The sequence below is a fragment of the Streptomyces sp. T12 genome, assembly GCF_028736035.1.
Lineage (GTDB): Bacteria > Actinomycetota > Actinomycetes > Streptomycetales > Streptomycetaceae > Streptomyces.
On sequence record NZ_CP117866.1, the window covers coordinates 10,279,112 to 10,304,236 of the forward strand.

At 69.1% G+C, this 25,125-nt stretch carries 23 protein-coding genes and 1 pseudogene; 13 read left to right on the forward strand and 11 right to left on the reverse strand.

Annotated features, from left to right (window positions below):
• Positions 1 to 64 precede the first annotated feature (64 nt).
• Positions 65 to 577 carry a hypothetical protein gene (locus PBV52_RS46210; protein ID WP_274247638.1) on the forward strand — a complete coding sequence of 171 codons (513 nt, stop codon included), beginning with the start codon at positions 65 to 67 and terminating at the stop codon, positions 575 to 577.
• Here PBV52_RS46210 and PBV52_RS46215 read toward each other — a convergent pair.
• The 3 genes from PBV52_RS46215 to PBV52_RS46225 are packed head-to-tail and all read right to left on the reverse strand — an operon-like array spanning position 472 to position 4,836.
• On the reverse strand, positions 472 to 3,672 hold the full coding sequence (locus PBV52_RS46215) for a hypothetical protein (RefSeq protein ID WP_274247640.1): 3,201 nt from the start codon (positions 3,670 to 3,672) through the stop codon (positions 472 to 474). The genes PBV52_RS46210 and PBV52_RS46215 overlap by 106 nt on opposite strands.
• Positions 3,665 to 4,510, reverse strand: a complete 846-nt coding sequence (locus tag PBV52_RS46220; protein WP_274247642.1) for a serine protease — start codon at positions 4,508 to 4,510, stop codon at positions 3,665 to 3,667. Before PBV52_RS46220 ends, PBV52_RS46215 begins: the two co-directional genes overlap by 8 nt.
• On the reverse strand, positions 4,507 to 4,836 hold the full coding sequence (locus tag PBV52_RS46225) for a CU044_2847 family protein (protein ID WP_274247644.1): 330 nt from the start codon (positions 4,834 to 4,836) through the stop codon (positions 4,507 to 4,509). The genes PBV52_RS46220 and PBV52_RS46225 overlap by 4 nt, the downstream gene beginning before the upstream one ends.
• A 351-nt stretch (positions 4,837 to 5,187) precedes the next feature.
• On the opposite strand from PBV52_RS46225, the gene PBV52_RS46230 reads away from it, so the two are divergent.
• Complete coding sequence (locus PBV52_RS46230; protein WP_274247646.1) at positions 5,188 to 6,969, forward strand: hypothetical protein; 1,782 nt, start codon at positions 5,188 to 5,190, stop codon at positions 6,967 to 6,969.
• A 328-nt stretch (positions 6,970 to 7,297) separates the two neighbouring features.
• A complete protein-coding gene (locus tag PBV52_RS46235) occupies positions 7,298 to 7,924 on the forward strand; it encodes a glyoxalase (RefSeq protein WP_274247648.1) in 627 nt (208 codons plus the stop codon).
• A 185-nt stretch (positions 7,925 to 8,109) separates the two neighbouring features.
• Here PBV52_RS46235 and PBV52_RS46240 read toward each other — a convergent pair whose 3' ends face one another.
• The 4 genes from PBV52_RS46240 to PBV52_RS46255 all read right to left on the reverse strand — a co-directional run bounded on the left by PBV52_RS46240 (position 8,110) and on the right by PBV52_RS46255 (position 9,974).
• Positions 8,110 to 8,349: a hypothetical protein gene (locus PBV52_RS46240; RefSeq protein ID WP_274247650.1), complete on the reverse strand. Its 240-nt coding sequence runs from the start codon at positions 8,347 to 8,349 to the stop codon at positions 8,110 to 8,112.
• 54 nt (positions 8,350 to 8,403) lie between these two features.
• Positions 8,404 to 8,811: a hypothetical protein gene (locus PBV52_RS46245; protein ID WP_274247651.1), complete on the reverse strand. Its 408-nt coding sequence runs from the start codon at positions 8,809 to 8,811 to the stop codon at positions 8,404 to 8,406.
• Between the two features lie 45 nt (positions 8,812 to 8,856).
• Positions 8,857 to 9,549: a transposase gene (locus PBV52_RS46250; RefSeq protein WP_274247653.1), complete on the reverse strand. Its 693-nt coding sequence runs from the start codon at positions 9,547 to 9,549 to the stop codon at positions 8,857 to 8,859.
• A gap of 140 nt (positions 9,550 to 9,689) precedes the next feature.
• Entirely contained in the window at positions 9,690 to 9,974 is a 285-nt protein-coding gene (locus tag PBV52_RS46255; protein ID WP_274247655.1) for a hypothetical protein, read from the reverse strand.
• A gap of 954 nt (positions 9,975 to 10,928) precedes the next feature.
• Here PBV52_RS46255 and PBV52_RS46260 point away from each other — a divergent pair.
• Positions 10,929 to 11,987, forward strand: a complete 1,059-nt coding sequence (locus tag PBV52_RS46260; RefSeq protein ID WP_274247658.1) for a vWA domain-containing protein — start codon at positions 10,929 to 10,931, stop codon at positions 11,985 to 11,987.
• A gap of 126 nt (positions 11,988 to 12,113) precedes the next feature.
• Here the strand turns inward: PBV52_RS46260 and PBV52_RS46265 are convergent, their stop codons facing one another.
• The 3 genes from PBV52_RS46265 to PBV52_RS46275 are packed head-to-tail and all read right to left on the reverse strand — an operon-like array spanning position 12,114 to position 14,536.
• Entirely contained in the window at positions 12,114 to 12,587 is a 474-nt protein-coding gene (locus PBV52_RS46265) for a hypothetical protein (RefSeq protein ID WP_274247661.1), read from the reverse strand.
• Positions 12,588 to 12,613: 26 nt separating this feature from the next.
• The gene (locus PBV52_RS46270) at positions 12,614 to 13,468 is read right to left on the reverse strand and encodes an ABC transporter permease (RefSeq protein ID WP_274247663.1); all 855 of its coding nucleotides are present in this window, start codon (positions 13,466 to 13,468) and stop codon (positions 12,614 to 12,616) included.
• A 42-nt stretch (positions 13,469 to 13,510) separates the two neighbouring features.
• Positions 13,511 to 14,536, reverse strand: coding sequence for an ABC transporter substrate-binding protein (locus PBV52_RS46275; RefSeq protein WP_274247664.1), 1,026 nt, complete (start codon positions 14,534 to 14,536; stop codon positions 13,511 to 13,513).
• 297 nt (positions 14,537 to 14,833) lie between these two features.
• On the opposite strand from PBV52_RS46275, the gene PBV52_RS46280 reads away from it, so the two are divergent.
• The 5 genes and pseudogenes from PBV52_RS46280 (at position 14,834) to PBV52_RS46300 (ending at position 20,884) form a co-directional block, all read left to right on the forward strand.
• Positions 14,834 to 15,619 (forward strand): ABC transporter ATP-binding protein, encoded by a 786-nt coding sequence (locus PBV52_RS46280; RefSeq protein WP_274247666.1) that lies wholly within the window; start codon positions 14,834 to 14,836, stop codon positions 15,617 to 15,619.
• A complete protein-coding gene (locus tag PBV52_RS46285) occupies positions 15,616 to 16,560 on the forward strand; it encodes an LLM class F420-dependent oxidoreductase (RefSeq protein WP_274247668.1) in 945 nt (314 codons plus the stop codon). The genes PBV52_RS46280 and PBV52_RS46285 overlap by 4 nt, the downstream gene beginning before the upstream one ends.
• Before the next feature lie 423 nt (positions 16,561 to 16,983).
• A complete protein-coding gene (locus PBV52_RS46290; RefSeq protein WP_274247670.1) occupies positions 16,984 to 18,195 on the forward strand; it encodes a S8 family peptidase in 1,212 nt (403 codons plus the stop codon).
• 591 nt (positions 18,196 to 18,786) lie between these two features.
• A pseudogene (locus tag PBV52_RS46295) lies at positions 18,787 to 19,462 on the forward strand (ATP-binding cassette domain-containing protein); the annotation flags it as partial.
• A gap of 525 nt (positions 19,463 to 19,987) precedes the next feature.
• Positions 19,988 to 20,884 carry a LysR family transcriptional regulator gene (locus PBV52_RS46300; protein ID WP_274247672.1) on the forward strand — a complete coding sequence of 299 codons (897 nt, stop codon included), beginning with the start codon at positions 19,988 to 19,990 and terminating at the stop codon, positions 20,882 to 20,884.
• Positions 20,885 to 20,952: 68 nt separating this feature from the next.
• Here the strand turns inward: PBV52_RS46300 and PBV52_RS46305 are convergent, their stop codons facing one another.
• Entirely contained in the window at positions 20,953 to 21,723 is a 771-nt protein-coding gene (locus PBV52_RS46305; RefSeq protein ID WP_274247673.1) for an SDR family oxidoreductase, read from the reverse strand.
• 419 nt (positions 21,724 to 22,142) lie between these two features.
• Here PBV52_RS46305 and PBV52_RS46310 point away from each other — a divergent pair, with 419 nt between their 5' ends.
• The 4 genes from PBV52_RS46310 (at position 22,143) to PBV52_RS46330 (ending at position 25,090) form a co-directional block, all read left to right on the forward strand.
• Entirely contained in the window at positions 22,143 to 22,634 is a 492-nt protein-coding gene (locus PBV52_RS46310) for a DUF2975 domain-containing protein (protein ID WP_274247675.1), read from the forward strand.
• Positions 22,634 to 22,855: a helix-turn-helix transcriptional regulator gene (locus tag PBV52_RS46315; protein ID WP_274247677.1), complete on the forward strand. Its 222-nt coding sequence runs from the start codon at positions 22,634 to 22,636 to the stop codon at positions 22,853 to 22,855. The genes PBV52_RS46310 and PBV52_RS46315 overlap by 1 nt, the downstream gene beginning before the upstream one ends.
• Positions 22,856 to 23,236: 381 nt before the next feature.
• Positions 23,237 to 23,821: a S1 RNA-binding domain-containing protein gene (locus tag PBV52_RS46320; protein ID WP_274249972.1), complete on the forward strand. Its 585-nt coding sequence runs from the start codon at positions 23,237 to 23,239 to the stop codon at positions 23,819 to 23,821.
• Between the two features lie 300 nt (positions 23,822 to 24,121).
• Positions 24,122 to 25,090: a cyclase family protein gene (locus PBV52_RS46330; protein ID WP_274247679.1), complete on the forward strand. Its 969-nt coding sequence runs from the start codon at positions 24,122 to 24,124 to the stop codon at positions 25,088 to 25,090.
• The last annotated feature ends 35 nt before the right edge of the window (positions 25,091 to 25,125 follow it).

The window sequence follows — 25,125 nt, forward strand, 5'->3', positions numbered from 1 at the left end:
CACCGCCGTGTTCGGGCCGTGGCATCCCACGGACAGATCGTCATTCCGGGCATGGCTGAACTCCGTGGGTGTCGACGTCCAGGGCGACCCGCACATCGGCCGCCTGCGGAAATCAGTCAAGGTCGAGAAGGCGATCGTGACCGAAGGACGGGTCAGCGACGCCGCGGACGACCACACCGAGGAAGCCTTCATCGGGCACTACGCGCAGGGCACGACGCTGCGGATCTTGTCCGGCCGGACGATCGCCACGGCTCAGCAGCACTGGTTCGACAAGGCTCTCGAACGCGCCGACGGCCCCACTCTCGTCTCCGAGGGACAGGACATCGACCCAGACCTGCTGCAGGAAGCTGGCTTGTCCGCGCTGGAGGCTGAGGACATCATGTCGGGTCAGCTCGACATGCGTCTCTCACTACAGAAACCCCTACCGCAGCCCCAACTTGCCGATTACGGGTCGTGTCTTCCGGGCGCGGTTTACGTACGGTCGGGCGACCGACGGGGCGCAGGGGCGCTCCGCTCCGGGAACGCCGACGCCGTCATGCGCTCGTGTTCCTGGGCGAACGCTGGATCGGCGTTGTAGTCGGTATGCCCGCGGATCGGCGCGGGCAGCGGGTGCTCGACGCTCCGGCCGAAGGTGAGGGGATCCTTCAGCTGAACGTCGACTTCGGGGCCGTTCGGCTGTGCCGTGGGGAACACCCGGCCGCCGATGGGATCGGTGGCCCGCCACAGATTGCGCCAGCTGTGCACCTCCCCGTGCAGGGCCCGCAGCTCCTGCTGCCCGAAGAATGCCGGGAACAGCCGTCCGTACAGGCGCTCCAGCGGTGAGCCGTAGGTGAGCAGTTGGACACGGTGACGTTCGGACCGGGGGAGCTGCCAGATGGCTGCGGCAGCGAGCACACTGCCCTGGGAGTGGGCCGACACCATGACCCGGCCGCCCGTCGACCGGCACCACGTCGACATCCGCCAGGTGAGATCGGGAACGGCCCGCTCCGAGTAGCTGAGCCGTGCGAACGGGTGGGCGGCGCGGGGCCAGAAGGTGCCCACGTCCCACACGATGCCGAGGAGACTGCGGGATGTGGGTGCACGTGAGGCCCGGCGGCTGGAGTTGAGGAAGACGATGACCCCGACGGCGATCAGCCAGGACCCGATCCCCTTCAGCGCCTGGCTCAGCTCCACCAGGGGCTCCGGCAGCCCGGTTCCGGAGCCACCCGGCGGGGCGCCGGTGACGAAGGCTCCCGTCAGGGAGGCCGTGCTCAGCAGCAGGACGGCCGTGGCCATGGTGCTCAGCATCATGGGGATCGAGTCCGTGATGCGGGCGCGCGCCCGGGCGGTGGTGATCCGGCGCGTGCGCAGCAGGTCGTGGTCCTCGCCCGGATAGTCGGCCGCCACGGAGGTGAGCAACTGCCGTTCGGTTCGGCTGAGTTGGAGACGCATCGCAACGGCGAGAGCCAGCAGCACGGCGAGGAGCACAGGGATGGCGGACATCTGCCAGGTGACCAGGGGAGGGGGACCCGCGATGGGGCCGCCTGCGGTGCCCGGTCTGCCGTAGTTGCCCAGCCAGTCCGCGAGCCCCTGAACGGCGCCGGCGGCCATCATGTTGTAGAGGGAGAAGGCGAGTGTCACAGTGGTCGCCGGGGCGAGGCCCCGCAGCAGGATGCGCGGGGCGGGAGCGCTGCGGAACAGCACCGTCCCGGCCACGGCGAGCGCCACCACAATCAGGCCCTGCGCCAAGAGCAGTCCGCTGTAGGTGAATTCACTGCTCGGCAGCAGTCCCGCCGACCGCCAGCCGGGCCGGGACCACATGGCGTACAGGGCGCAGAGCGCGACGAGTACGACCGAGCCGGTGTGGAAGGCTGTGAACTGCGGGTCCAGTCGGCGGTCGATCCGGCTCTCCGATCGGCCCCGACGGCAGACCACCCAGACGACGACCAAGCCGAAGTTGACGATCAGCGCGGTGAGCAGATCGCCGCACATATCCAGGGCGACCGGTCCGCCGGCCTGCCGGTCGTAGCGGTGAGGCGCCTCGACGAGCAGCACGGAGACGGTGCACAGCCCGGCCGTACTGTGCGCCGAGTTGAGCCGGGCCAGCAGGCGCTTGCCGTACCAGAAGCCCGGCCTCGACAGGGCGGGCCGAAGCGCCTGTTCGTAGTCGGTCTCGCTCGGGGGGTGGGGCAGCGGCTGCTGGGACTCGAACGCGTTCCACGTCTGCTGGGACAGCCGCCACAACAGCCAGATGAGTGCGCACGGCAGAAGCGATCCCACGGCGAGCCGTCGGCCGGGCTGCCCCCACCAGCCGGATTCGGCCGAGAGGAATCCCAGCCAGAAGCTCTGGCCGCGGGCGCATGCGTCCTGGCCCGCGCACTGCCAGGCCACGAGGTCCATGGAGAGCTCGCAGACGGCCGTCACCACCATGACCGTCAGGCTGAGCCCTGCGAGCCTGATCAGAAGGGAGTGCAGCCTGATGGTGCGCGAGTGACCACGAGCGGGCGGGCGCATCCAGTGGGCGAGGTTCACGAGCATGAAGGGGAGCAGCAGGAACCACAGCACCTGACCCGGCCGGCCCGGCGCGAGCGGTCCCCAGCTGTAGGTCTCAGGCACCGTGCGCCCCTGATAGTCGTGCGGCCGCTGCTCTGCGTCCACGTCCGCGGCCCTGCGGTGAAGCGCCGCGATCTCGTCACCGGCAATTTGCACGACGCGCGGGTCGGCGAGCGTCCGCTCGGGCGTCGCGCCTTCGATGCCGTGGACGAGGAGTTCGAGGACGAGACCGAAACTCGCGTGGCGCTCCGGGGCCAAAGGCCTTGAGGCGGCGGCCAGGCCAGCACGGGCCCGGACCGTGGTCTCGTGCGTGTGGACGAGGGCCTTGCGCACCGCTCTGGCCTGTGGATGCCGCAGCCCCAGCGTGGTCGACGCGCGCTGGGCCGCCACCGCGAGGACGTCGACGAGCCGCTCCATACCGGTCAGATCGCCGTCCAGCGCGGCGGTTTCATGCCGGGCCGAGGCCATCAGGACCAGCGCCTCCAGGGACCGCGGATGGTCGTCCCCCAGCCGGTCCATCTGCTGCCGGCACAGCTCTTCGAGGTCGTGAGCCAGCTGCCGGACGCGCGCGTCGTCCTCGGCGCGGCCCGCGGACATCATGAGCACGGAGGTGGTGCGCAGGAGTACGTCGAGGCGGGGCCCGGACTCCGGCAGCGAGCGGCCCAGTTCGTTCCCCTGCCGGGCGTGCGACTCAGCGGCCCGCCACTTGCCCTGCTCGGCGGCGCACAGGGCGAGGTTCGTGTGGGTGTGAGCCTTCTCGACCGGGGTGTCTGCGGCGTCCAGCGCCGACTCCAGCGCGGTCAGGGCGTTGCCGAGGTAGGAGCCGCCCTCATCGATGAGGGCCGCGGCGAGCCGGTTGTGCACCACGCACCGGTATTGCGGCTCAACGCGCGGCGCATCGATCCATTCCGCGGCCACGTCCAGCACCGCGGCGAGCTCTTCGGCCAGTTCCAGCTCGCGCAACAGCGTGACCAGATAGGCGAATTGACGTGCGTCGTCGGCGGTGTGGAGTAGCTTCTGGTCGTCGGCCAGGGTCGCGAGGTGCGCGCGCAGCGCGTCCAGCGATCCGTCCTCGCCACGCACCGCGCGCTCGGCGGCGCCGATGCGCTGCGCCCATCCCGGCGCAATGTGTTCAGTCACCCGTAGCCCCGCCCAGTAACTCCTCGTCCAGCACACGAAGCGCCCGATCACGGCTCCGTGCAGCTTCCTCCGGCGTGATGAGGCCGTCGTCCAGCAACTGCCGGACCCTCCTCAAGTACCCCTCGACATCCACGGCCGGCGGGTCCCGGCGGGGCTCGGCCGGGGGTCTCGGGCCCGGAAGGACCATCGGCTTCCCGGTGACCACATCGCGCAGATGACCGACGTCGAAGTACGGGAACCGCTCGGCGGCGTGCAGTACGGATGCCGCGAACACCACGTTCGTGTCCCGGGAGCCGTCCGCGCGGCTGAGCTCCTGCTCCATGAGAATGCCCACGACGGGCCGCTCACCCGGTCCCGCGCCGGCGGGGACGGTGTGCACCGGGCTGCCGGAGTAGCCCGCGAAGTCGTGCACCAGCTGGGCGACGGTCATCTGCAGCCCCGTGAACTCGCCGTGCGCGTCGCTGCGATGAGTGATCGGCGCGTGGGTGACGTGCCCGCTCAGCGCGGTCTTCGTGTCCGGCGGCCGATAGTTGCCGAGCCATGGCACGTCCGGCCGTGGACGGTCGGTGGGTGGGGCGAGCGGGAGGTCGTACGCGTGGGCGTCGAGGACCGCGATGAGCGCGAGGTCCGAGTCCTCGATCCGGTCGCACAGCCGTCCCGGGACCCGCTGTCCGTCCGGGAGGTCCAGATTCAGGCGTACGTCGTCACCGGAGGCCCCCGACACGACGTGCAGGGCGGTCAGGACGAAGCCCCGTGTGACCAGGAACCCGGCACCCAAGTGCAGCTCACCCTCGTAGATCCGCACCCAGTACGCATCCGCGTAGGACTCCGCGCTCATGGCGCACCGTCGGCCCGCTCCACCGTGAGCGTCACCTCGAGAGACGCCTCCGCCGAAGCCTTTGAGAGGATGACGCCCGCCTCGGCAGCGAGCGTCAGCCCGAAGGTGACTTGTACGCTCCGCACCGCCCAGCCGTGCCGCTCGGGCACCTGGGCCAGAGAGTCCTGGGCGAGGACCGTCGCCTGCTGGATGGCCTCCCGCACCTCGTCGGCGCGCTCGGCGAGCGGGGCCGAGCGGCGCGTCCTGTTGCTGATCTGACGCGAGCCGTGCCCATCGGTCTCGACTGTCTCGATCCGTACGAGCGAAGGAGCGTCGAGATCAGCCATGGTCGCTCCCCGTCCCGTCAAGTCGTCCCCGTTGCAGGCCAGCGTAGACCCGAAGGACCGGGTCGCGGAGGGGGAACGAGAGGTCTCTTCACCGCGCCATCGGCCGGGCCACATAGGAGATGTCTTGCTGCCCGCTATGGTCGCGCTGCCGTTGGGTGCCGTTGATCCAGCCCGCCATGGCGGTGCTCCTTCGTTCGGGATCAGGCGCTGCTCTCCACCCTTCGAAAAAGGACCCATGGAGTTACCAATAAGCAGCCGACAACAATCGGTAAGGTTTGCGCCTCGTCGATGATTGACTGTGCGCGGCCGGGGGGCCGTGGGGAGGGGTGGGTTGTGGGCAGATTGCCTGACGTGTTCGCGGTGCCTCGGATGATGCGGCATTTCGCGGCCACCGGCGAGGGGCTGCCGCCCGACGGCACAGTAGAGGTGGACGCGCCGGATTCCGCTCTGCGGGCAGCGCTCTCCTCGGCCCGGTCAGGTGCCTGGGCACCGGCGGCGGAACTGTTGGCACAGGCGCGCATCGCCCGCGACTGGGAACGGCGCGGTGAGTACAGCTCCGCCCTGGCCGAACTCGCCCTGCACCACACCGGATGGCTCGAGGACTGGCGGCAGGAGCGGCCCTTCGATCCCGATCTCGGCCTGGTGGTGGCCGAGTTGGAGATCGACCGGGCCTGGCAGATACGTACCGCCGCGCGCGCCCGTCACGTGTCGCAGGAGCAGTTCCGGGCGTTCCACGCCGTCCTGCGCGACGCGGAACCGGTGCTGCAGACGGCCGCCGACCTCAACCCCGAAGACCCCGTTCCCTGGCGGATCCTCATCGCCCACGCCATGGGGCTCGGAGCTCCCCGCGAGGTGTTCGACGAGTATCTGGCCCGGGGGCGCGAAGCCGCCCCGCATCACGTGGGGCTGCATGCCCGCGCGGTTCAGTACCTGGCACAGAAGTGGTACGGCTCGCACGCGGAGATGTTCGAGTTCGCCGAGTCGGCCGCCGCGGCGTCCCCTGAGGGTTCACCGCTGCGCGGACTGCCGCTGCACGCGGTCACCGAGTACGCGCTGGAGCACGAGGCGGGGATCGGACAGGGGCCGCTGGCGTGGTCCAGGATCGAGGGGCTTGTCGAGTCGGGCCTGGAGCTGTCCGCCGTGTTCGGGCCGGGCGACCGGCGGGCGGCGGGCTTCCGTAACCATCTCGCGCTCGCGCTGATCCGCTCCGGGCGCGAGGCCGAGGCCCTGGAGGTCTTCCGCCTCATCGGCACCGACGCGCGCACATTCCCCTGGGCGTACCTGGGCGATCCACGGGAGATCTTCCTCCTCATGCGCCAGGGGGTGCGCGCCCATGTCGCCCGCCGGACACCGTACTTCGGCGGCTCCGCACCAGCGCCGACCGCCGTCGGCCCGTCGAACGCGGTGGACACTGCGAGCACGGCGGATACAACGGACGCAGACACGACGGACACAGCGGATACGGCCCGAGCGACGCCCCCGCCCCCGCCCCCGCCCGCGGCCATGGCCATCGCTCTGGCCGGCGCACCACTGCGGGACGTCCGCGAGGCAATCCTGATCACCGGCACAACCATGCGTCTCGTCCCGGTACCCGGCAACGCCACTCTCGTCGAGACCGCGCCCTCGGCGGAACCTCCGGGCCGCCGCAAGGGCACGCGCACGACCCTGCTCGGCGAGGGCAGGCTGCCCCGGCTGGCCCGTACCTTCAGCCGGGGTGAGAAGTGGCCGGTCCTGGTGGCGGCCAAGGAGGGCGCTGACTACACCCTCCACCTGTACCGCGACGGCCGCCTGGTGACCGCTCACACCTGGTGGGCCGACCCCGCCGAGATGCCGACGCAGGAGGAGGCACAGGACCGGGCGACCGCGCTGGCGGCTGCCTACGGCATGACGGACCACCGACCCCTCACCGCGGTACTGCGCGGTACCGGCGATCCACGACAGCACCTCGACGAGGCGTTCACCACGCTTGGGCTGCCCTCACTCCCGGCCGGCTTCGGGTGTCGCCCTGAGCCCCTGGCCGAGGTGCAGGGCGCCCAGCTGGTCGAGCGGCGGTCCTTCTTCCGCGCGATCAAGGAGTCGCTGTCCTCCGAGCGTGACCGCGCCTCCGACGGGGAGCTGCCCCCACTGACCTGACCTGACCTGATCTCGCCGCGTGGAGCGCGCGATCAGCGGCGCCGTCGTCAGCCGTACGCCCTGCCGCCACGCGTCGTCTGTCGCGAGCCTGCCGATGGTGGACCCCGGTCACCGAATGGAGGAATCCCGGCGAGATCGCGCCGTACGCACACGTCACGGGCCTGCACCCGTGCATATGGCTGGCCCGTGCGAGCGCAAGAAGCGATGGCGGTCTGACCACGTGAGGCACTCGCGTCGCCGGACTCGGCCGCTCGGTCGTGCGCCTGGGTTCCGTTCTGGTCAGGAATCGAGAAGCGCCGTTCTCGTGGTCGTAGCTAGCGTCTTTGTCATGACTTCCATCGCATCCGTCACCCTTGAGGTGGCCGACCCCACAGCCGCCGACCGCTTCTACACCACCGCGTTCGAGCTGGGCAGCCAGGTACGCGTGCGGGCGTCGGACACACCGTCGACCGGCTTCCGAGGGTTCACGCTGTCGCTCGTGGTGTCCCAGCCTGCCAACGTCAACGCCCTCATCGACGCAGCCGTCGGGGCCGGTGCCGCGACGCTGAAGCCCGCCGGCAAGTCGCTCTGGGGCTATGGGGGCGTCGTACAGGCACCGGACGGAACGATCTGGCAGGTCGCGTCGTCGTCGAAGAAGGACACCGGCCCGGCCAGCCGGCAGTTCGACGAGCTCGTGCTCCTGCTCGGCGTCGAGGACGTGAAGGCCAGCAAGCAGTTCTACGTCGAGCACGGCCTCACCGTGGCGAAGAGCTTCGGCGGCAAGTACGTCGAGTTCGCCACCGAGGCCGATCCCGTCAAGCTCGCGCTGTACAAGCGCCGTGGCCTGGCCAAGGTCGCCGGCGTCTCTCCCGACGGCACCGGATCGCACCGGCTCACGATCGGCAGCGATGCCGAGCCGTTCACCGACCCGGACGGCTTCGCGTGGACCACCGCGTCGGAGACCGCCTCGCTGTGAACCGGTGACGCGGCTGCGCCCCGACATCGACGAAGGAGCCCTCTCACCGGCTGCGGTCCGCCGCGGTCGGCTCACCCTCCCCAAGTAGGGGCTGGCGTCCTGGACCTGGTCGTCGAGTGTGCGGGCTCGCCCACCGAACCCTTCGGCTCACCGGTCCTTGAGCCGGGTCGCTCTCGGATCACTCGCTACCGCTGAGGCCGCACGGCCCATCGCCCGACAGTGACAGCGGCACCGAGGCCGATCAGTACGAGCCCGAATGTCTTGTCTTCCTCCGTGATCCGCTTGTCCGCGTCGGCCCGGAATGCCGCCTCATCCGCGGCGTTGGAATCGATGCTCGCCGGAATGTAGATGATCAGGCCGATGGCGGCGATCAGCACACCGACGAGGGTGAGGGCGACTCCGGTGCGGCGGCGTGCGGTCCTCATGTGCGGGTCTCCTGCGGTCAATAGTTCAAGGGTGCCCGGGAGGCATCTGCTGCCTCAGGGGCTCTCCTCGTCGTCCTTCTTCGGCAGCACGCGCAGAGCCATCACGGTGCCGTCGTCGCCGAAGGAGACGGGACCCCACAGTGGGGCCGTGGTGCTGATCGGGTGGAGGCATACCGGAACCGGGCGTACGAACACCTGATCGGTTCCCACGTAGACCGTCGGGCCTATCTTGTGCCGCGCGTCCCGGACGCTGGACGAACCGGCGAAGGTCTGCCGCTTGTAGTGCTTGTGGCCCTGCTTGTCGGTCAGGTACTGGGCGATTTCGGTGCCCGCTCCGGCGAAGGCCAGCTGGCCTGCGGCTCCAGGGCGCGCGAGCAGCTGGCCGTACCAGCCAAGCTCCTTGCGGGGGATGAGGAACCCGTCCTGGATTCGTTCTCTGTGGCCGTCGACAGGTACTTTCACCGCGCCGGCGTACGCGGGGTTCCGCTCCGATAGCACTGAGCCTTTTCAGCGGTGCCGCTCCAGGGTGAGGACGGCCTTGGTGATTGACGTCATGCGGTTCGGGCTGCACCGGGCGTGACGGAAGATTCGCCAGCACTTCAGGCGGGCGATGCCTCGTTCCACGGGTACGCGAGCGGCGGCCAGGGCCCGGTTGACCGTCTGCTCGGTTGTGGTGAGTTCGCCTTGGGGCGGCCGGCGCCTGGGGGTGGTGACCCACTCGCCCGCGCCGATGTAGGCCATGTCGGCAAGGACGGGGACGCCCTGGCGCTCACAGATCCTGACGATCTTGTGTGTGCGGGCGGCGGTCAGGTCGTGTGTGCGTCCGGGCAGGGCGGGCGAGAGCCACAGCGTCCGGCCGTCCGGGTCCGTGATGACCTGCACGTTCACACCATGCCGCTTGTGCTTGGTCGAATAGTCCGCGCGCCCGTCGCCGACCCGGTCGCACTCGGCGAGCGTGCCGTCCAGGAGAACGTAGTCGGGGTCTGCCTCGCGCAGGACCTTCAGCAGGCCCGGCGCCTTGTCCGCGAGGTGTTCGATGACAGCGGTGACGTAGGTGTGGGCGGTGCCGACAGAAATGCGGAAACCTGAGGCCAGTTGAGCCAGGGGGTCATGTCGGCGCAGGTACGACAGAGCGAGCACCGCACGCGCGGACGGTCGGAGCTTGCAGCGCCGGTCACCCTCCCGAGTGACGATCAGCATCGTCACCCACTCCACGAGTGCGTGCGGCAGATCGAGTGCGGCAGGGTACGGGACCCACAGGGCTCCTGAGCTGGAGAGTTGAGACCTAGACACCTCTCTCAACGGCACATGAGCCCTGTCCGTTGCCTACGGCCCGGTCGTCACCCATCCGGGGCCACCCTGAAAACCCTCACTGCGTCCGCACTCAATCGCCCTGTGGCCGCCCTCGCGGGCAGCAGTCCTTCGCCCGGCGCCTGCAGCGCGTTGACGGCGATGCCGTCCAGCGCGAGTAGTTCGGTGGACAGCAAGAGGCACGGCGTGGTGTTCCACTCGGCGAGGTGGAAGTACTCGGCGCGCTCGCTGCCCCTGGCCAGCTGCTTGAATGCTGAGCGGTCAGCCTTGGCGGTGCGCTTGGTGGCCTTCTGATGGTTGCCGTTGACCGTCACCACGAAGACGCGAGACCGCTCGCCAGAGCGCCATGCTTCGATGAAGGAGTCGGGTCGTGGCCTGGCGCCCAGGGACGGCCGAGGGCCGGTGTCGACTCAGGCTGTTGGTGACACTGAGCAACCATGTGCGGATGCCGTCGGGGCCAATGGAGCGTGCTGCGACGCAGGTCTGCCAGCACCGAGTCAGCACGCCACCAACCCCGTGCTGGTTCCGTGCTGACTGCGAGGGCCGGAATCAAGGAAAACCGCAGGTCCTAGCCCCGATCGAATGAGTTGTCGTACCACTCGATGGTGGTGCCGATGAGGCTGGCGGCGACGATGCGCTTGAGGTTCGCGGGGGGTGGGGGAGTGGTGGTTTCGGAGGCCATCTGCGCCACTTCCTCGTGTGCGGTGGGGACGGGTTCGTGTCGGAACACCGTAGGAATCTGCAGGTCAGGCGCACATGTGGTGGGACAACATAGTTCGGGGCCGGAGTGTAAGTGCGGCCTCTACGTCGGCCTCTCGTGACCCGAACTGGGGGCTCGGCAGGCAGCGGAACGAGCGGTGTCAGGGATGCGTAGTTCGGGGTGATTTGACGGCGCGGTGCTGACTCCCGTGTTGACTTCGTGCTGACTGCGCGCAGCGTTGAACTCCGGCCTATGGGGCTGATCGGGCGAGTCTCCGTAGGTGGCTCCCTCGCCTGGTCCACCATTGAGTAGCTCGCCGGGCGAGCCTCCCGCAGCCGTCAGCTGGTTGCTGAAGCAGGGCATCCTCCCCCGCTGCCGATGCCCATCTTGCTTGGAAGCAGCATGACGGTCCGCTTCCCGTGAGCTGCCATGGGCGATCGCCGGGCGTCTTCTGGGTGCCGGACGCAGCGCTGGATGCAGGCAGGTGATTGAGCGTCAAAGGCCGTTGTCAGTGCCTCCCCATAGAGTGGATACATCATTCGGGGAGCCTCGAAGGGGGAGCACAAACATGCCCGCAAACAAGATCCAGCACAAGGTGAATCACGTCGCGCTGGTGGTGGACTGTTCGGGTTCAATGCGTCCGCACCAGAGTCAACTCATTCGAGTTGTGGACGAGTTCGTGGCAGGGTTGAAGGCCGAGTCGGACAGCCTCGGCCACGAGACCCGGATCAGCCTCTATTCTTTTGACCACAGGGTGGAGAATCTGGTCTGGGACATGGACGTGAAGCATCTGCCGTCCATGCGCGGGCTGTACCAGGTCAACAATGGCGCTACGGCCCTCATCGAGGCTTCTCTGAAGTCCCTGGAAGATCTGGGTCATATCTGGGAGGAATACGGCGAGCACAGTTTCCTCCAGATCGTTGTGACGGACGGCGAGGAGAACGCCTCCGGCGGCGACCGGCGGCACGACGGCGACATGGCCATCCTTGGCCCCTGGCTCGACCGGATCACGGCGAAGATGGGTGGGCTTCCGGGCCATTGGACTTCCGCGATCCTCGTTCCGAACTCCCTGGCCAAGCGGACCGCACAGAACTACGGCTTCCCGGCGGGGAACATCGCCATCTGGGATGCGGATTCCCAGAAGGGCGTCGAGGAGGCGATCGGCACCGTGCGCGCTGCCGCCACCAGCTTCCTGCGCGGCCGCGAGCAGGGGGTGCGCGGCACGAAGAACCTGTTCGCCGTTGGTCAGGACATATCGGTTGACGAGGTGCGGGCGAACCTCGAACCGATTCCGGCCGACAAGTACCGGCTCCTGAAAGTCGACAAGGAGGTCGAGATACGCCCCTTCGTCAACTCGCATCCAGGCGTGACGTACGAACGTGGTTCGTGTTACTACCAGCTGGGCGCCCGGGCTCAGGTTCAGCAGAACAAGGAAGTTATCGTGGTCGAAAAGGACACCGACCGAGCCTATACGGGCGACGCGGCACGCAACCTTCTTTTCGGTACGGACGTCCAGGGGACCGTCTCCGTGAAAGCGGGGAACAACCCCAAGCTGGAGGTATACGTACAGAGTCGTTCGGTGAACAGGAAGCTCAAGCCGAATACACGTCTGCTCATCATGCTCTGAAATCGATGAGTGAAGAGCGGGGTGGTCCGGGAGCAACTCACTCCCGTTACTGAGACCGCCTGAGCAACAGATGTTCGCCCCGTGCGGTCTCCGGCGGCACGGGGCGGCACGAAGCCGGGGGATGGTTCACCGACCTTGAGCCTGCTCGCCCATTTCGGGTCGGTGCGGACCTTCCCGAGTTCGCGCCAGTTCTTCAGGGCGCAGGTCCTTCCGGAGCTTTCCGGTGGCTGTTCGGCATGGTGCCCACCCCTTCCCGGCGTCGATGTCCGCGAGTGAACCCCGATGGCAGGCGTGCCGCCTTCCCGATACGGACCTCACGGCTTGCCTGTCCAGGACGCCGACGCAGGTGCGGGGCGGTCTGCGAGGCCAGGCGTCGGTCAGCGCTGCCAGTGCCTCGTCCGTTTCCCTGAGGGAGGCCGTCAGAGCGCGGGCCTCGTGTTCGGTCATCCGGGAGGTGTCGTGCGGCTTGGCGTTGCCCCAACGCTGCGTCAGCCGGGCGGCCCGCTCGCGGTACCGCTCCGCGGCGATCCGGTCCGCGGTGATCCGGTCGCCGCGCGATCCGGCGCGCTCCGGCCCCTGGTCGGCGTGGCTCTGGCCCATCAGACCCAGCCACGGGCCCAGCCGGTTCAGTCGCGCGAGGTGGTGTCCCCGACCCAGGGCAGCGCGAACCGTTCCAACAACACCAAAGCGAAGTAGAGCAGGATGCTCATCAGTCCGATCAGGATGATCGCGGCCCAGGCGGTGGCGGTGTCGCCGACCCCACCCGCCTGCACGATCAGATAGCCCAGTCCGCTCTCACCGGCCTGGAACTCGCCGATGACCGCGCCGATCGCGGCGAGAGGCATGGCTACCTTCAGCCCGACGAAGATCTGGGGCAGTGCGGCGGGCAACCGTACCTTCCGGAAGGCCTGCCAGCGCGAGGCGTTCAGCGAGCGCGCCAATTCGGCCAGGTCCGCCGGGGTCGACGTGAGGCCGGCTGCGGTGGACAGCACGATCGGGAAGAAGCAGAGCAGGAAGACCATGGTCAGGACCGGCTTCTGCCCCCAACCGAGCGCTCCCACCAACAGCGGCCCGAGCGCGATCTTCGGAACCGCGTTGACGGCGACCAGCAGCGGCGTGAACATTCGCTCCAGTACCCGCGAGCCCGCCAGTGACAGTCCGATCAGAACACCGCAGCCGCTGGAGAGAACGAACCCGACGACCGTCTCCACGGTGGTGTCGCCGGCATGTTCCAGGAACCGGACCGGGGCTGCGGCGAACGCCGAGAGCACGGCACCTGGCGGAGGCAGCACAGCCGGGTGGATCGCCTCCAGCACCGAGGTGAGAAGCCACCACACGCCGAGCGCGACCAGAAGCCCGGCCAACGGCAACAGCACGACGCCGAGGCCCGTCCTGCGCCGTGGACCGACTTGCGGCACCGGCACCGGCATCGGCTCCGGGCCCGCCGCCGAGGCCTGCTGCGGCTTCGAGAGTTCGGTCATCCCATCCTTCTCCCAGCGAGGCCCTTCTCCGGCGCGGCGCGATCAGGCTTTCGGCACCAGGTCGAAGTCGATGATCTGCTCAGGGGGCATTCCCTGCCGCAGCGCGCCCGCTCGCTCCAGGATCGCGATGCTCCTCGCGACCCGCGCGGAGTCCAGCGTCCCGATCGCCGTGCCGGAACCGCCCGGCTTGACGTACGCGGCCATCAGCTCCAACTCGGCTGCCGCAGCGGTCGGATTCGTGGCGTCCACGTTCCGCTGCAGGATCTCAGCGGCCTCCTTCGAGTGGGCGAGACTGTACTCCAAGCCCTTGAGCAGCGCGGCCGTGAACCGCTTCACCATCTCCGGATCCTGCTCGGCGATCTTCTTCGATGTGATCAGCACGTTTCCGTAGAGGTCGGGTATCACGTCGCTGTACGGCAGCAGGACGGCCTTCTTCTTCGTCACCGCCTCGATCGTCGGCTTACCCACCACGAACTGGCCGATGCCGTCCACCGAGCCGCCGGCGAGCGTGCCCATCAGGGTCTGTGCCTCGCCGTTGACCCAGGTCACCTTGTCGGCGTCCACGCCGGCCAGTCGGGCGTACGTCGGGAAGAGGTTGCGTACGACAGAGCCGGGCGTGTCGGCGAGCCGTTTGCCCTCGAGGTCCTTCGGAGAGGCGATGCCGTTGCCCTCGGTGGTGGCGATCGCGGCCATGGTGCGCTGCTGGATGGCGGCCACCGCGACGAAGTCCTTCGCCTGACCGCTGCCCATATGCAGCAGACCTCCCGTCAGGTCGATCGGGCCGAACTGCGCCTGGCCACTCACGACGGCCGGAATCACGCCGCCGGTGCCCTGGCCCGGCTTGATCTCCACGTCGAAGCCGGCCTCTTCGAAGAACCCCTTGTCCTTCGCGACCCAGGCGTACGCGTCCCGGCCGAAGTTGCCGAACGAGGTCAGGTAGGTCACCTTCTTCAGTGCCTTGCCGTCTTCACCGGCTCCTGCGTCGGAATCCGAGCCGCCACATCCCGCCACCAGCGCCAGCGCTGTCGTCAGGGCTACCGCGGCGACCGTACGGGCGAACCTGATCATGCGCACAGTGTTGTCCTTTCCGACCGCCGACTGCACCGGCGGAGGGGCGTCGAGACAGGCGAGACAGACGAGACGGAACGGCGTGACGCAACGGCGTGACAGAACCGCCGAGGGCATGACACTTGGTGCGGGCAACAGCCTACGAGGGCCGGGTAGTTGTGGGCCAGGTGTGGGGCACGGGGGCATTCACCGACAGGACGAAGGGCAGGTACCGCCGAGCGGTCTGCTGCGGGTAGCCTGACTGGGCGTCACGAACCGGCCGGCATGGCGACCGCCAGTGGATGGGGAGACCGCCGGATGATCAGACTCACCGGTGTGTCCCGCAGCTTCACCAGCCGCTCCGGTTCGACGGTGGCGCTCCAGGACATCGGCCTTCACATCGCCGAGGGCGAGTTCGTGGCGGTGGTGGGCCGGTCCGGGTGCGGCAAGTCCACACTGCTCCGGCTGATCGCCGGGCTACTGCCGGTCACCGAGGGCGAGATCGCCATCGACGGCGAGCGAGTCACCGGAGCCCGGCGGGATGTCGCCATGCTGTTCCAGCGGCCGGCACTGCTGCCCTGGCGGTCCGTCCTCGACAATGTCCTGCTGCCCGTGGAGATCTTCGGCTGGAAGAAGGTCGAGTACCGCGACCGGGCGAAGCGGTTGCTGGAGACGGCCGGACTGAGCGGCTTCGAGAAGCACCGGCCGCACGAGCTCTCCGGCGGTATGCAGCAACGCGTCGCACTGTGCCGGTCGCTGATGGGCGAGCCCCGGGTGATGCTCATGGACGAACCGTTCTCCGCACTCGACGCGCTGACCCGCGCGGACCTCGCGGTGGAGCTGCAGCGCATCCACATCGAAAACTCGTCAACGGTCGTCTTCGTCACCCACTCGATAGACGAGGCCGTGGTGCTCGCCGACCGGGTGGTGGTGCTCAGCCCGAGCCCGGGCCGGATCCGCAAGATCGTCGACGTTGCCATTCCCCGGCCGAGGACCCTGGGCCGAACCGCGCACCTGGGCGAAGTGGCCCGGTGCAGCGCCGATCTGCACGAGCTGCTGATGGAACGGGACACATCCACGCCGGCCGAAACGGAGGGGCGATGAGCCTGCGGATCTGCGTCTTCACCGAGCCGCACCGCGGCGCCGACTACGAGGATCAGCTGCGCTTCGCCCGACTCGTCGAAGCCGGCGGGTTCGAGGGCTTCTTCCGGGCCGATCACTTCCAGGCGATGGGCGCCGATCCCGGGCTGCCGGGCCCTACCGACGCGTGGCTCACGCTGGGCGCGCTCGCCCGGGAGACGTCCCGGATCCGGCTGGGCACCCTGGTCACCTCGGCCACCTTCAGGCTGCCGGGCCCGCTTGCCGTGATGGTGGCGCAGGTCGACCGGATGAGCGGGGGGCGGGTCGAGTTGGGCCTCGGCGCGGGCTGGTACGAACGGGAACACACCTCGTACGGCATCCCGTTCCCGCCCGCCCCGGAGCGCTTCGATCGGCTGGAGGAACAGCTGGCGGTGATCACCGGCCTGTGGCGGACACCGGTCGGCGAGAGCTTCAGCTATCGCGGCGACCACTACCAGCTGGTCGACGCGCCTGCCCTGCCGAAGCCCGTGCAGGTGCCGGCGCCGCCGATCATCGTCGGGGGCCGCGGCCCCAAGCGCACCCCGGAGCTGGCCGCTCGGTATGCCGACGAATTCAACATGCCCTTCAAGTCGGTGGCGGAGACGGCCCGGGCGTACCAGCGGGTTGCCGAGGCGTGCGACCGGACCGGACGGGCCGACGCCGGTCAGCCACCGCTGGTGCTCTCGGCCGGGGTCGTGGTCGCCATCGGCCGTACCGACGCAGAGGCGCAACGGCGGGCCGCCCCGCTGCATGTCAAGAGCGCGCTGCCGCCGGAGGATCCGGTGGTCGGATCCCCCGCCCGGCTCGTGGAGCGGCTCGGCGAGTTCTCCGCGATCGGTGCAAGCCGTATCCATCTGCGACTGATCGACTTCAATGACCTCGACCACCTGGAACTCATCGCCGGTGAGGTGCTCCCGCAGCTGTAGGGCGTGCTGTTGTGGATGTGCGTCCACGGGGCTGCTGAATGCCTGCAGGTCAGGCGCACATGTAGGGGGACAACATGGTTCGGCGATCGTCTGTGCGCGCGACAACCATGCCGCCTCTGCTCTTGCCCGCGACACTGCGCGGGCTGTGCAAGGTGACGCTCAACCTCACCGAACGTGAGCAGACGGTGAAGAAATCGGCACAGATAATCCTGGACCGTTCCTTGGTGATTCAACCAGCGTTCAGCGCTGCACATTTGCGCTCGGGTTGCTTCGAATGTGCGTGAATCCCGTGGAGGTCGACCATTCGTCGGACGTCGGGGTCACATCAAGAGATTGATCTGCTCGCGACAAGTCGGCACTCTCCTGAGCACGCGCAGCGCTGCGTTCGAACGCAAATCCCCCCACTTCACGAGGAGACCCCTCTTGACGGCGCATCACAAACGCTCAGGCAAGGCCAAGATCGTCACCGCGATCGCGGCCGTCGCAACCATCGTCGGCACCGGCCTTTACGTGTCCCCCATAGCTCAGGCGGGACAGCCCGCGGAGGGCACCGTCTACGGTCTGAATGCCGAAGGAGCCGTGGCCGGAAGCTACATCGTCCTTCTGGACCAGAAGGCGTCCAAGGCCGAGAAGCGGGATCTGGTCGCCGAGTACGGTGGCAAGATCAGCCGGACCTACGGCTCGGCGGTCAACGGCTTCTCCGCCGGCAGCCTGACCGAGACGGAGGCCAAGCGCCTCGCGGCCGACCCCGCCGTGTCCAAGGTGGTCCAGAACAAGAAGTTCCACATCAATGCCACCCAGGACAACCCGCCGTCCTGGGGCCTGGACCGCATCGACCAGAAGGACACGGCCGGCGACGGCAAGTACACCTACCCGGACAAGGCCGGGGAAGGAGTGACCGCGTACGTCATCGACACCGGCGTACGCATCAGCCACAAGGACTTCGAGGGCCGCGCCGCCTCCGGCTTCGACGCCGTCGACAATGACGACACGGCCGACGACGGCAACGGCCACGGCACCCATGTGGCAGGAACCATCGCCGGCGCCGCCCATGGGGTGGCCAAGAAGGCCAAGATCGTCGCGGTTCGCGTGCTCGACGACAACGGCTCGGGCACCACCGAGCAGGTCGTCGCAGGCATCGACTGGGTGACCCAGAACCACCAGGGCCCCTCGGTGGCCAACATGAGCCTCGGCGGCGGCGCGGATCCCGCTCTCGACGAGGCGGTCAAGAAGGCCATCGCCTCCGGGGTGACCTTCGCCGTCGCCGCCGGCAACGAGTCGGCGGACGCGGGGCAGAATTCACCGGCCCGGGTCCCCGAGGCCATCACGGTCGCGTCCAGCACCAAGGACGACGCCCAGTCGGACTTCTCCAACTTCGGCTCGATCGTGGACTTGTACGCGCCGGGCTCGGACATCACCTCCGACTGGAACGACAGCGACCAGGGGACCAAGACGATCTCCGGCACCTCCATGGCCGCCCCCCACGTCACGGGAGCCGCCGCCGTCTACCTGGCCGGTCACCCGGACGCCGCTCCCGCTGAGGTCGCCACCGCGCTCACCGGCGGGGCAACCGGCGACAAGATCACCAACCCGAGCAGCGGAACGCCCAACAAGCTGCTGAAGGTGACCGAGTAGACCCACAGTAGATCTACACAGGACACCGGGCCCGGCGGTGCCGCCAGCGCGTGCGCAGCGGCACCGCCGGGCCGCGTCGTGGCAAGGGGCAGTGCCCTGCGCGACAACTGGCGGTGCCGCGTTCGACCTGGCGTGACGGAGTTCCCTGTCAGGCATGTGGAAGACGAGAACGAGATGGCGACGCCTGCAACAAGTGCGCAGCAGTGGTGACGGGAGTTGCCGTGCCGGTCGACTTCCCCCGGTACGGGTCGAGTGCACCGGCTCCTACGGTGCGGGCCTGGCCCGCTACCTTGCGACTCGGCAGGTTCCGGACAGTCCTTCACGGGACGTACCGTCCGCGGTAGCGGCCGCATTTCGGCAGGTCGGCGAATCCCGGCGGTCACGAGGCTCTTCCTTCGCTTCTCTGAGGAACACCGCACGGCCACACTCAACGCACGAGTGACCCAAGCTTGCGAATTGACGGCACCCCATCGCGCCGAGCGGGACGCAAGCCGACGCCGTTGCCGCCCCCGATCCAGCCTGCCCCCCAAACGCCCGCCGCCGCGACGAGACGTATCGTATTGCGAGTCCCTCCGTCATGTCGTACCGCCCACCCTTCTGCGGCTCATCGCGGGCCAGGAACGCCCGGACGGCGGCGAGTTGACCGTGTTCGCCGTCGGCGGCATCGGCTACCTGCCGCAGACCATCCCCCTGCCCCCCAGCGCGACCGTCAGGACGCCATCGACCTGGCCCTCGCGGACCTGCGCGCACTGGAGGCGGAGCTGCGCCGGGCCGAGCGGGCGCCAGGCGACGGCGCGGACCCGGTGGCGCACGCCGCGTACGACGCCCTGCTCCAGCGCTACGACGTCGACGCGGTGGCTACGACGCCGACCATCGCGTCGACGTCGCCCTGCACCATCTCGGCCTGCCCACCCTCCGCCGCGACTGACGGCTGGGCACCCCTCTCCTGCGGGTGCGGGTGCGGGTGCAGGGCCGGGTGGGCCATCTACGCCAGGACGAGACGCCGTGGCCGCCGGGCCTGACGGTGGCGGAGGCGTTCTCGCTGGGCCGCGTGGGCTCCGCCGACGAGCACGCGCACGCGCTGCTTGCCCTCGGTCTCTTCCGCCCGGCAGAGTTCGGGCTGCGCATCGGCGAGCTGTCATACGGCCAGCGCCGCCGCGTGGACCTCGCACGGCTGGTATCTGAGCCCGCTGATCTCCTGCTGCTCGACGAACCGACCAACTACCTCTCCCCAGCGCTGGTCGAAGAATTGCAGTCCGCGCTAGCCCGACGCATGATCGCGCGTTGCGTACGCGGTTCCGGATGACGGCCAGGTGGCGGGTGGCTTGGCACCGGACAGTGAGGGCTGCGAGGCCGCCGCACCGGGCCGTCTCCGGCGTCGGCCGCCGTACCCGATGGAGGCCGGCTGCTGCTCGCCACCGGTACAAGGCGCGCGCCGCGGGCGCGTGGGTGAGCGGCACGGGATCTTGTTGGTGGACCGGGATGCGATCCAGCGGTGGGCCGATGAGCGGGGGCCGTTGTAGGAGGTTCCGGGGGATGCCCGGCGGCCCAAGCGTCTGCCCGGCCGCGCTCGCTGACCGCGTAGGGGCGGCGTCGCGGGCCGGGCAGGGGCGAGGCTGCGGTTCAGGGCGCCGCGGGCGTCGATGACGCGCGGGGTGGTGGTGTGTGGGGCGAGTCGGTGTGCGTCGATCTGGCCGTGGCCACGGGAATCTTCGCCGGCGGAAGTGAGTTGGCTACACAGCGATTTCCAACGGGGGGACCGCGGTCCACCGCAGGGAGGGGACGGGAGCCGATGAGCCTTCGTCAGTACGAGTACGCCCTGGCCGTTGCCGAGGAGGGGTCGGTGACGGCGGCGGCGGAGCTGCTGCGCGTCGCTCAACCGTCGGTGTCCCAGCAGATCCGAGGCCTGGAGCGGGAACTCGGAGTGAAACTGTTCGCCCGCACGCCGACCGGACTGGTGCCCACCGTGGTCGGCCGCGCGTTCCTGCGGGAGGCGGAGGTCGCGGTGAGCGCGGCGCGGCGGGCGAGGGCGACGGCGCGGGCCGGTGCCGATGAGCTGGTGGGCGAGCTGGTGGTCGCGGTGCAGATGGGCTTTGGCACGCGGCAGCTGCCGGGCGCGTTGGGCGCGCTGCGTAGCCGCTTCCCGCAGCTGGAGGTCACCGTCTTCGAGGAGCCGAGCCACGCCGAGCTGGAGCGGCTGTGCCGCCGGGGCGTGCTGAACCTCGCCCTGATGGCGGCGTGTGAGCGCAGCCCCGCCGACGCCCACCACCTCGGCGACGAGGAGTTCGTGGTGGTGCTGGGTGCCGGGCACCGGCTGCTCGCCGCGGACCGGGTCGAGCTGCGCGAGCTGGAGGGGGAGCCGTGGGTGAGGTTCGACCGCGACAGCGCGCTCGACGGCGTACTGCTGAACCTGCTGCGGGACAACGATCTGACCCCGAACACGGCCGCCCGCGCGTCCCAGACGGCGACGGCGGTGCGCTGGGCCGCCCACGGGCTGGGGGTGACGCTCGTCCCGGCCTCCGCGGTTCCCCACGGCCACGAGCACCTCGCGCGCCCGGTGTTCCCGGTCGTGTCCCAGCCCGTCATCGCCGTGGTCCGGCACGGCGCGGGGCCGGCGGAGACGGCCCTGCTCGAACTCCTGCGTAAGGAGACCTGGTCGGAGTCCGCCTTCTTCTCACCGGTGTCCTGACGGCCGAGAGGAAAGCGGTGCCGCTGAAATTCCTTTTTCGAAACCGGCGTTCCGGAATTCCCTCGACGTCAACCCCTGGGGAATTCGCCGCCGTCCACGACGACATTGCTCGCGGTCAGCCAGCTCGTCCGGTCGGACACGAGGAACAGCACCGCGTGGGCGATGTCGTCGGGCTGACCATCGCGCCCCAGCGGAGGGGTATGGGTGGCCTGGCCCGGCCCCGCGTCCAGGCGCGCCCACTGTTCCCGCGTCGCTTCGCCGCCGGGGGTGGCGGTCCTGCCGGGGGACACGGTGTTGACCCGGATTCCGAACGGTGCCAGCTCCGCGGCCAGTCCCCGGCTGTAGTTCTCCAGCGCCGCCTTCGCCGCCGTGTAGTGCAGGAACGGTGGTGGCGTCGGGGGCACCGCCGCCGAGGAGACGTGCACGATCACTCCCGAACGCCGTTCCCGCATCCCCGGTGCCAGCAGCGAGTCCAGGCGCACGGACGCCAGGAAGTTCAGGTCCAGCGCGTCCTGCCACACCTCGTCAGGGATGGCCAAAGCTCCCTTGTACGGTTGCGCCCCGCCCACGTTGTGGACCAGGACGTCCACCCCGCCGAGCACCTCCTGCGCGGCCGCGGCGAGCGCCTCCGCGCCGGCCCGCGTCCGCACGTCGGCCGCCACGAAGGTGGCCCCCTCCGGCACCGTGTTCGTCGCCGACCTGGCAGTCGTGAGCACCTCGGCACCGGCGTCCAGGAGTTGGCGCACGACGGCCGCTCCGATTCCGCGAGAACCACCTGTGACCAGGGCCCGCTTTCCCGAGAGTTCTAGCTTTCCCGATCCGTTCTCGAACGTCGTCATACCACCGGTCCTTTCGATCGCGAAATTGTCCGCTCGATTGAATAAGGGATTTACGTGCGCATGGTGCGAATCTTCGGGGAATCGCGTTGAGCGCCTCGTCGAGCTATTTCACGGTACGGCCGGAAAAGAAGGCGAGGCAAAGACGAAAAGTCAGCACGTGCCATAGGGGTTTCCTATGGCGCCCCAGCCCCTCAGGGCTTCGGCGCTTCGGCGCTTCGGCGGAGTCGGGTGGCGTCCATCTGCGCTCAAGCAAGGCCGACTTCGGCAAGGCCAAGACGAGTCGCGTGAACGCCATGCCATGAGCGGGGGCGACGGCGTTCCGCCACGGTGCGAAACCGCCACCCACTCGGCGTCCCAGCCCTTGCTTCACCTATCGAAACTCGATAGATTCCCATCGCAACTCGATGGAAGGAGGGGGCGTGGGAAAGCTGACAGTGCGTGCGCTGCGCGCCGTGCTCGTGGTGGTACTCACCGGCACCGTGTTCGTACAGGCATCGATGGTGTGGGTGTTGGCCAGTGGGAACGATCCGGAGGACGGGTCGCTCCCGCTGACCCCGTTGCGCGTGATCACGATCCTGGGCATGGTGTCGGGCCAGGTCGCCCTGGTCAGCGTATGGCGGCTGGTGACGATGGTGCGACGCGGAACCGTGTTCTCCCACGCCGCCTTCCGGTACGTGGACGCCGTGATCGGCGCAATCGTGGCGGCTGCCCTCCTGTGGTTCGCGGTCACGGCGCTCAACGCGCCGGGCCAGCGGGCCGACCCAGGCGTCACCGTGATCATGGGCGGGGTTGGCCTGGCCATCCTCGGGGTCGCGCTCATCGTGCTCGTGCTGCGGATGCTGCTCGCCCAGGCCGTCGAGCGCGACGTCGAAGCGGCGCAGATGCAGGCCGAGTTGGACGAGGTGATCTGATGCCGATCGTCGTCGACATCGACGTGATGCTGGCCAGGCGGAAGATGTCCGTGGGCGACCTCGCGGACCGCGTAGGCATCACGCCCGCCAACCTGGCAGTACTCAAGAATGGCCGCGCCAAGGCGGTGCGCTTCGCGACGCTCGCCGCGCTCTGCGAGGTACTCAAGTGTCAGCCGGGCGACTTGCTGCGCTGGGAGGCCGAGGAGGCCGCGGGCGGATGAGCTCGCGGGCGGATGAGGTGTCCCAGAGCGGGCGCCTGGCACCACCGGTGCGTGACACAGCACGTGGAACGCATGGACGTGGATCGCCGACCACCGGCGGCACCGTCCTTCGGCACGCAACCAGGACGGCCGCGGGGTGGCGGTCGCGCGGACGGTCTCCCCGGACGCCCTGAGAGACGCCTCCGGCCGACCCGCTTGTCCACATCCCTGGTGGTGCTGACCGGTTGCCGGCGGCGACGGTCTGCCTGCTCGCCCCGTCGCTCGCAGCCCAGCAGCTCCGCCACCTGGGGCAGAGCGCGGTTGCGGACAGTGGTTCGGCTGGACTGGCCGCCACCGAGGGGACATGGCCGGCACCCGGCGCCGTGTGCCAGGGTGGCCGGCATGGACTGGCAGTCTGAGAGCCCGGAACTCTGGGCGTTCCTGGAGTCACTGCACCGTGGCGAGATCCTGTCCGGCACCGTCGCGGCGATCGAGCGGTTCGGGGTCTTCGTAGCCCTGGACGACGGCCCCGACCATCCGACCTTGCCTGGCGTCGGGTTCATTGTGATCCCCGAACTGTCCTGGCGGCACATCGACGCTCCCACCGAAGTCGTCGAGATCGGCCAGCGTGTCTCGTGTGAGTTCCTTCAGTTCGACACCTTCAACGCCGAGGCCAGGCTGTCGTTGAAGGCACTGCAGCCCGACCCCTTCCCGGCTTTCGCGGACCGCACCGTGGTGGGCCAGGAGCTGCGCGGGACGGTCGCCACGGTGCTTCCCGTCGGAGTCTTCGTCCACCTTGCGGACGGCGTCCTTGGGCTGCTCCCCTTCAGAGAGGTGCACGGCCGGCCTGCCGCCGATCCGCCAGAGGACTTCGAGGCCGGAGAGGAGATCGCCGTCGTCGTCACAGACATCGACCGGCCCCAGCGGCAAGTGTTCCTCTCCAGGTCAAAGGCAATTCGAGGTAAGGGTGCCGACCTGCCCATGTGACTGCTCTGTTCGCGACTGGGGGACCTGACGGACGCTACGACAAGCGTGCACGCGTGGACGTTGCGGTGCTCGGCATCGGGCGGGTCGCGGCCACCCCCAGGCGGGTGTCGGAGCTCGCGATGACCTGCACGTTCGCCGACAATCGGTAGTTACGCGAGGATGCGCAGGCTTGGCTGTTCGAGGTGGCCGTGGTGGCCGTGATGGCCGTCGACACGGTGCCCCCAGGAGCCTCGGACAGGGCGCTTTCGAAGGATTCTGCCGCGGCGAGCGGCCCGTCCCCGGAGTGATCGGTGAGGACAGATGAGCTCGAGTTCCGCCCAGGTCCCGGATCCCGTGTCCGCCGATGCCGGCAACGGTCCTGCCGTATCCCGTCCGGAGTTCGACGCACTCTTCGAAGCGGTTCGCACGTGGGGGCGGTGGGCCCCGGCCGACCGTGGCGCATGGAACCGGGTGACCGCGGACCATGTGCGGCGGGCCACGGCCACGGTGCGGTCCGGGACCGTCGTCCCGATGGCGCTGCCCTGGAACACCCGGCCCGGCCCCGACAACCGCAAACCGGCCTTGCACCACATGACCGATCTGGGCGATGTGGAAGCCCCGGAACCCCGCACCCACAAGGATTTCATCGCTGCCGACTACCACGGCAAGGGTGTCACCCATCTCGACGCCCTGTGCCACATCGCCTACCGGGGGCAGCTCTACGACGGCCGGACGGCGCACGAAGTCGTCGACTCCGCGGGCGCCCGCTTCGGCGCGGTGTCGACGCTCGGCCCTCTCGTCACGAAGGGTGTGCTCCTCGACCTCCCGGCCGTCCTGGGGATCCGCTGGCTGGAGCCGGGACGAGCGGTGCACGCGAAGGACATCGTCGCAGCGGAGAAGGCGCTTGGTGTGACGATCGGCGAGGGTGACGCGGTGCTGCTGCGCTCCGGACACGTCCGCCGCCGCGCGGAACTCGGTGCCTGGGACCCCGACACGGCGAGCGCGGGCTTCCACGTGGACGCCGTACCACTGCTGGCCGAGCGCGGTATCGCGCTGCTGGGCGGAGACGGCGACAGTGATGTGCGGCCCTCGCCGGTGGACGGCGTGCACTCGCCGGTCCACGCCCTGGCCGTGGCCGCGATGGGGGTGCCGCTGCTGGACAACCTCGACCTGGAGGCGCTCTCCGTCGCGACCGCCGAGGCGGGGCGGCATGAATTCATGCTCGTCGTGGCGCCGTTGAACGTTCCGGGTGGGACCGGCTCACCCGTCACCCCGGTCGCGGTCCTGTGACGACGACCCCGTCCGGTTACCGTGCGTGAGGGACC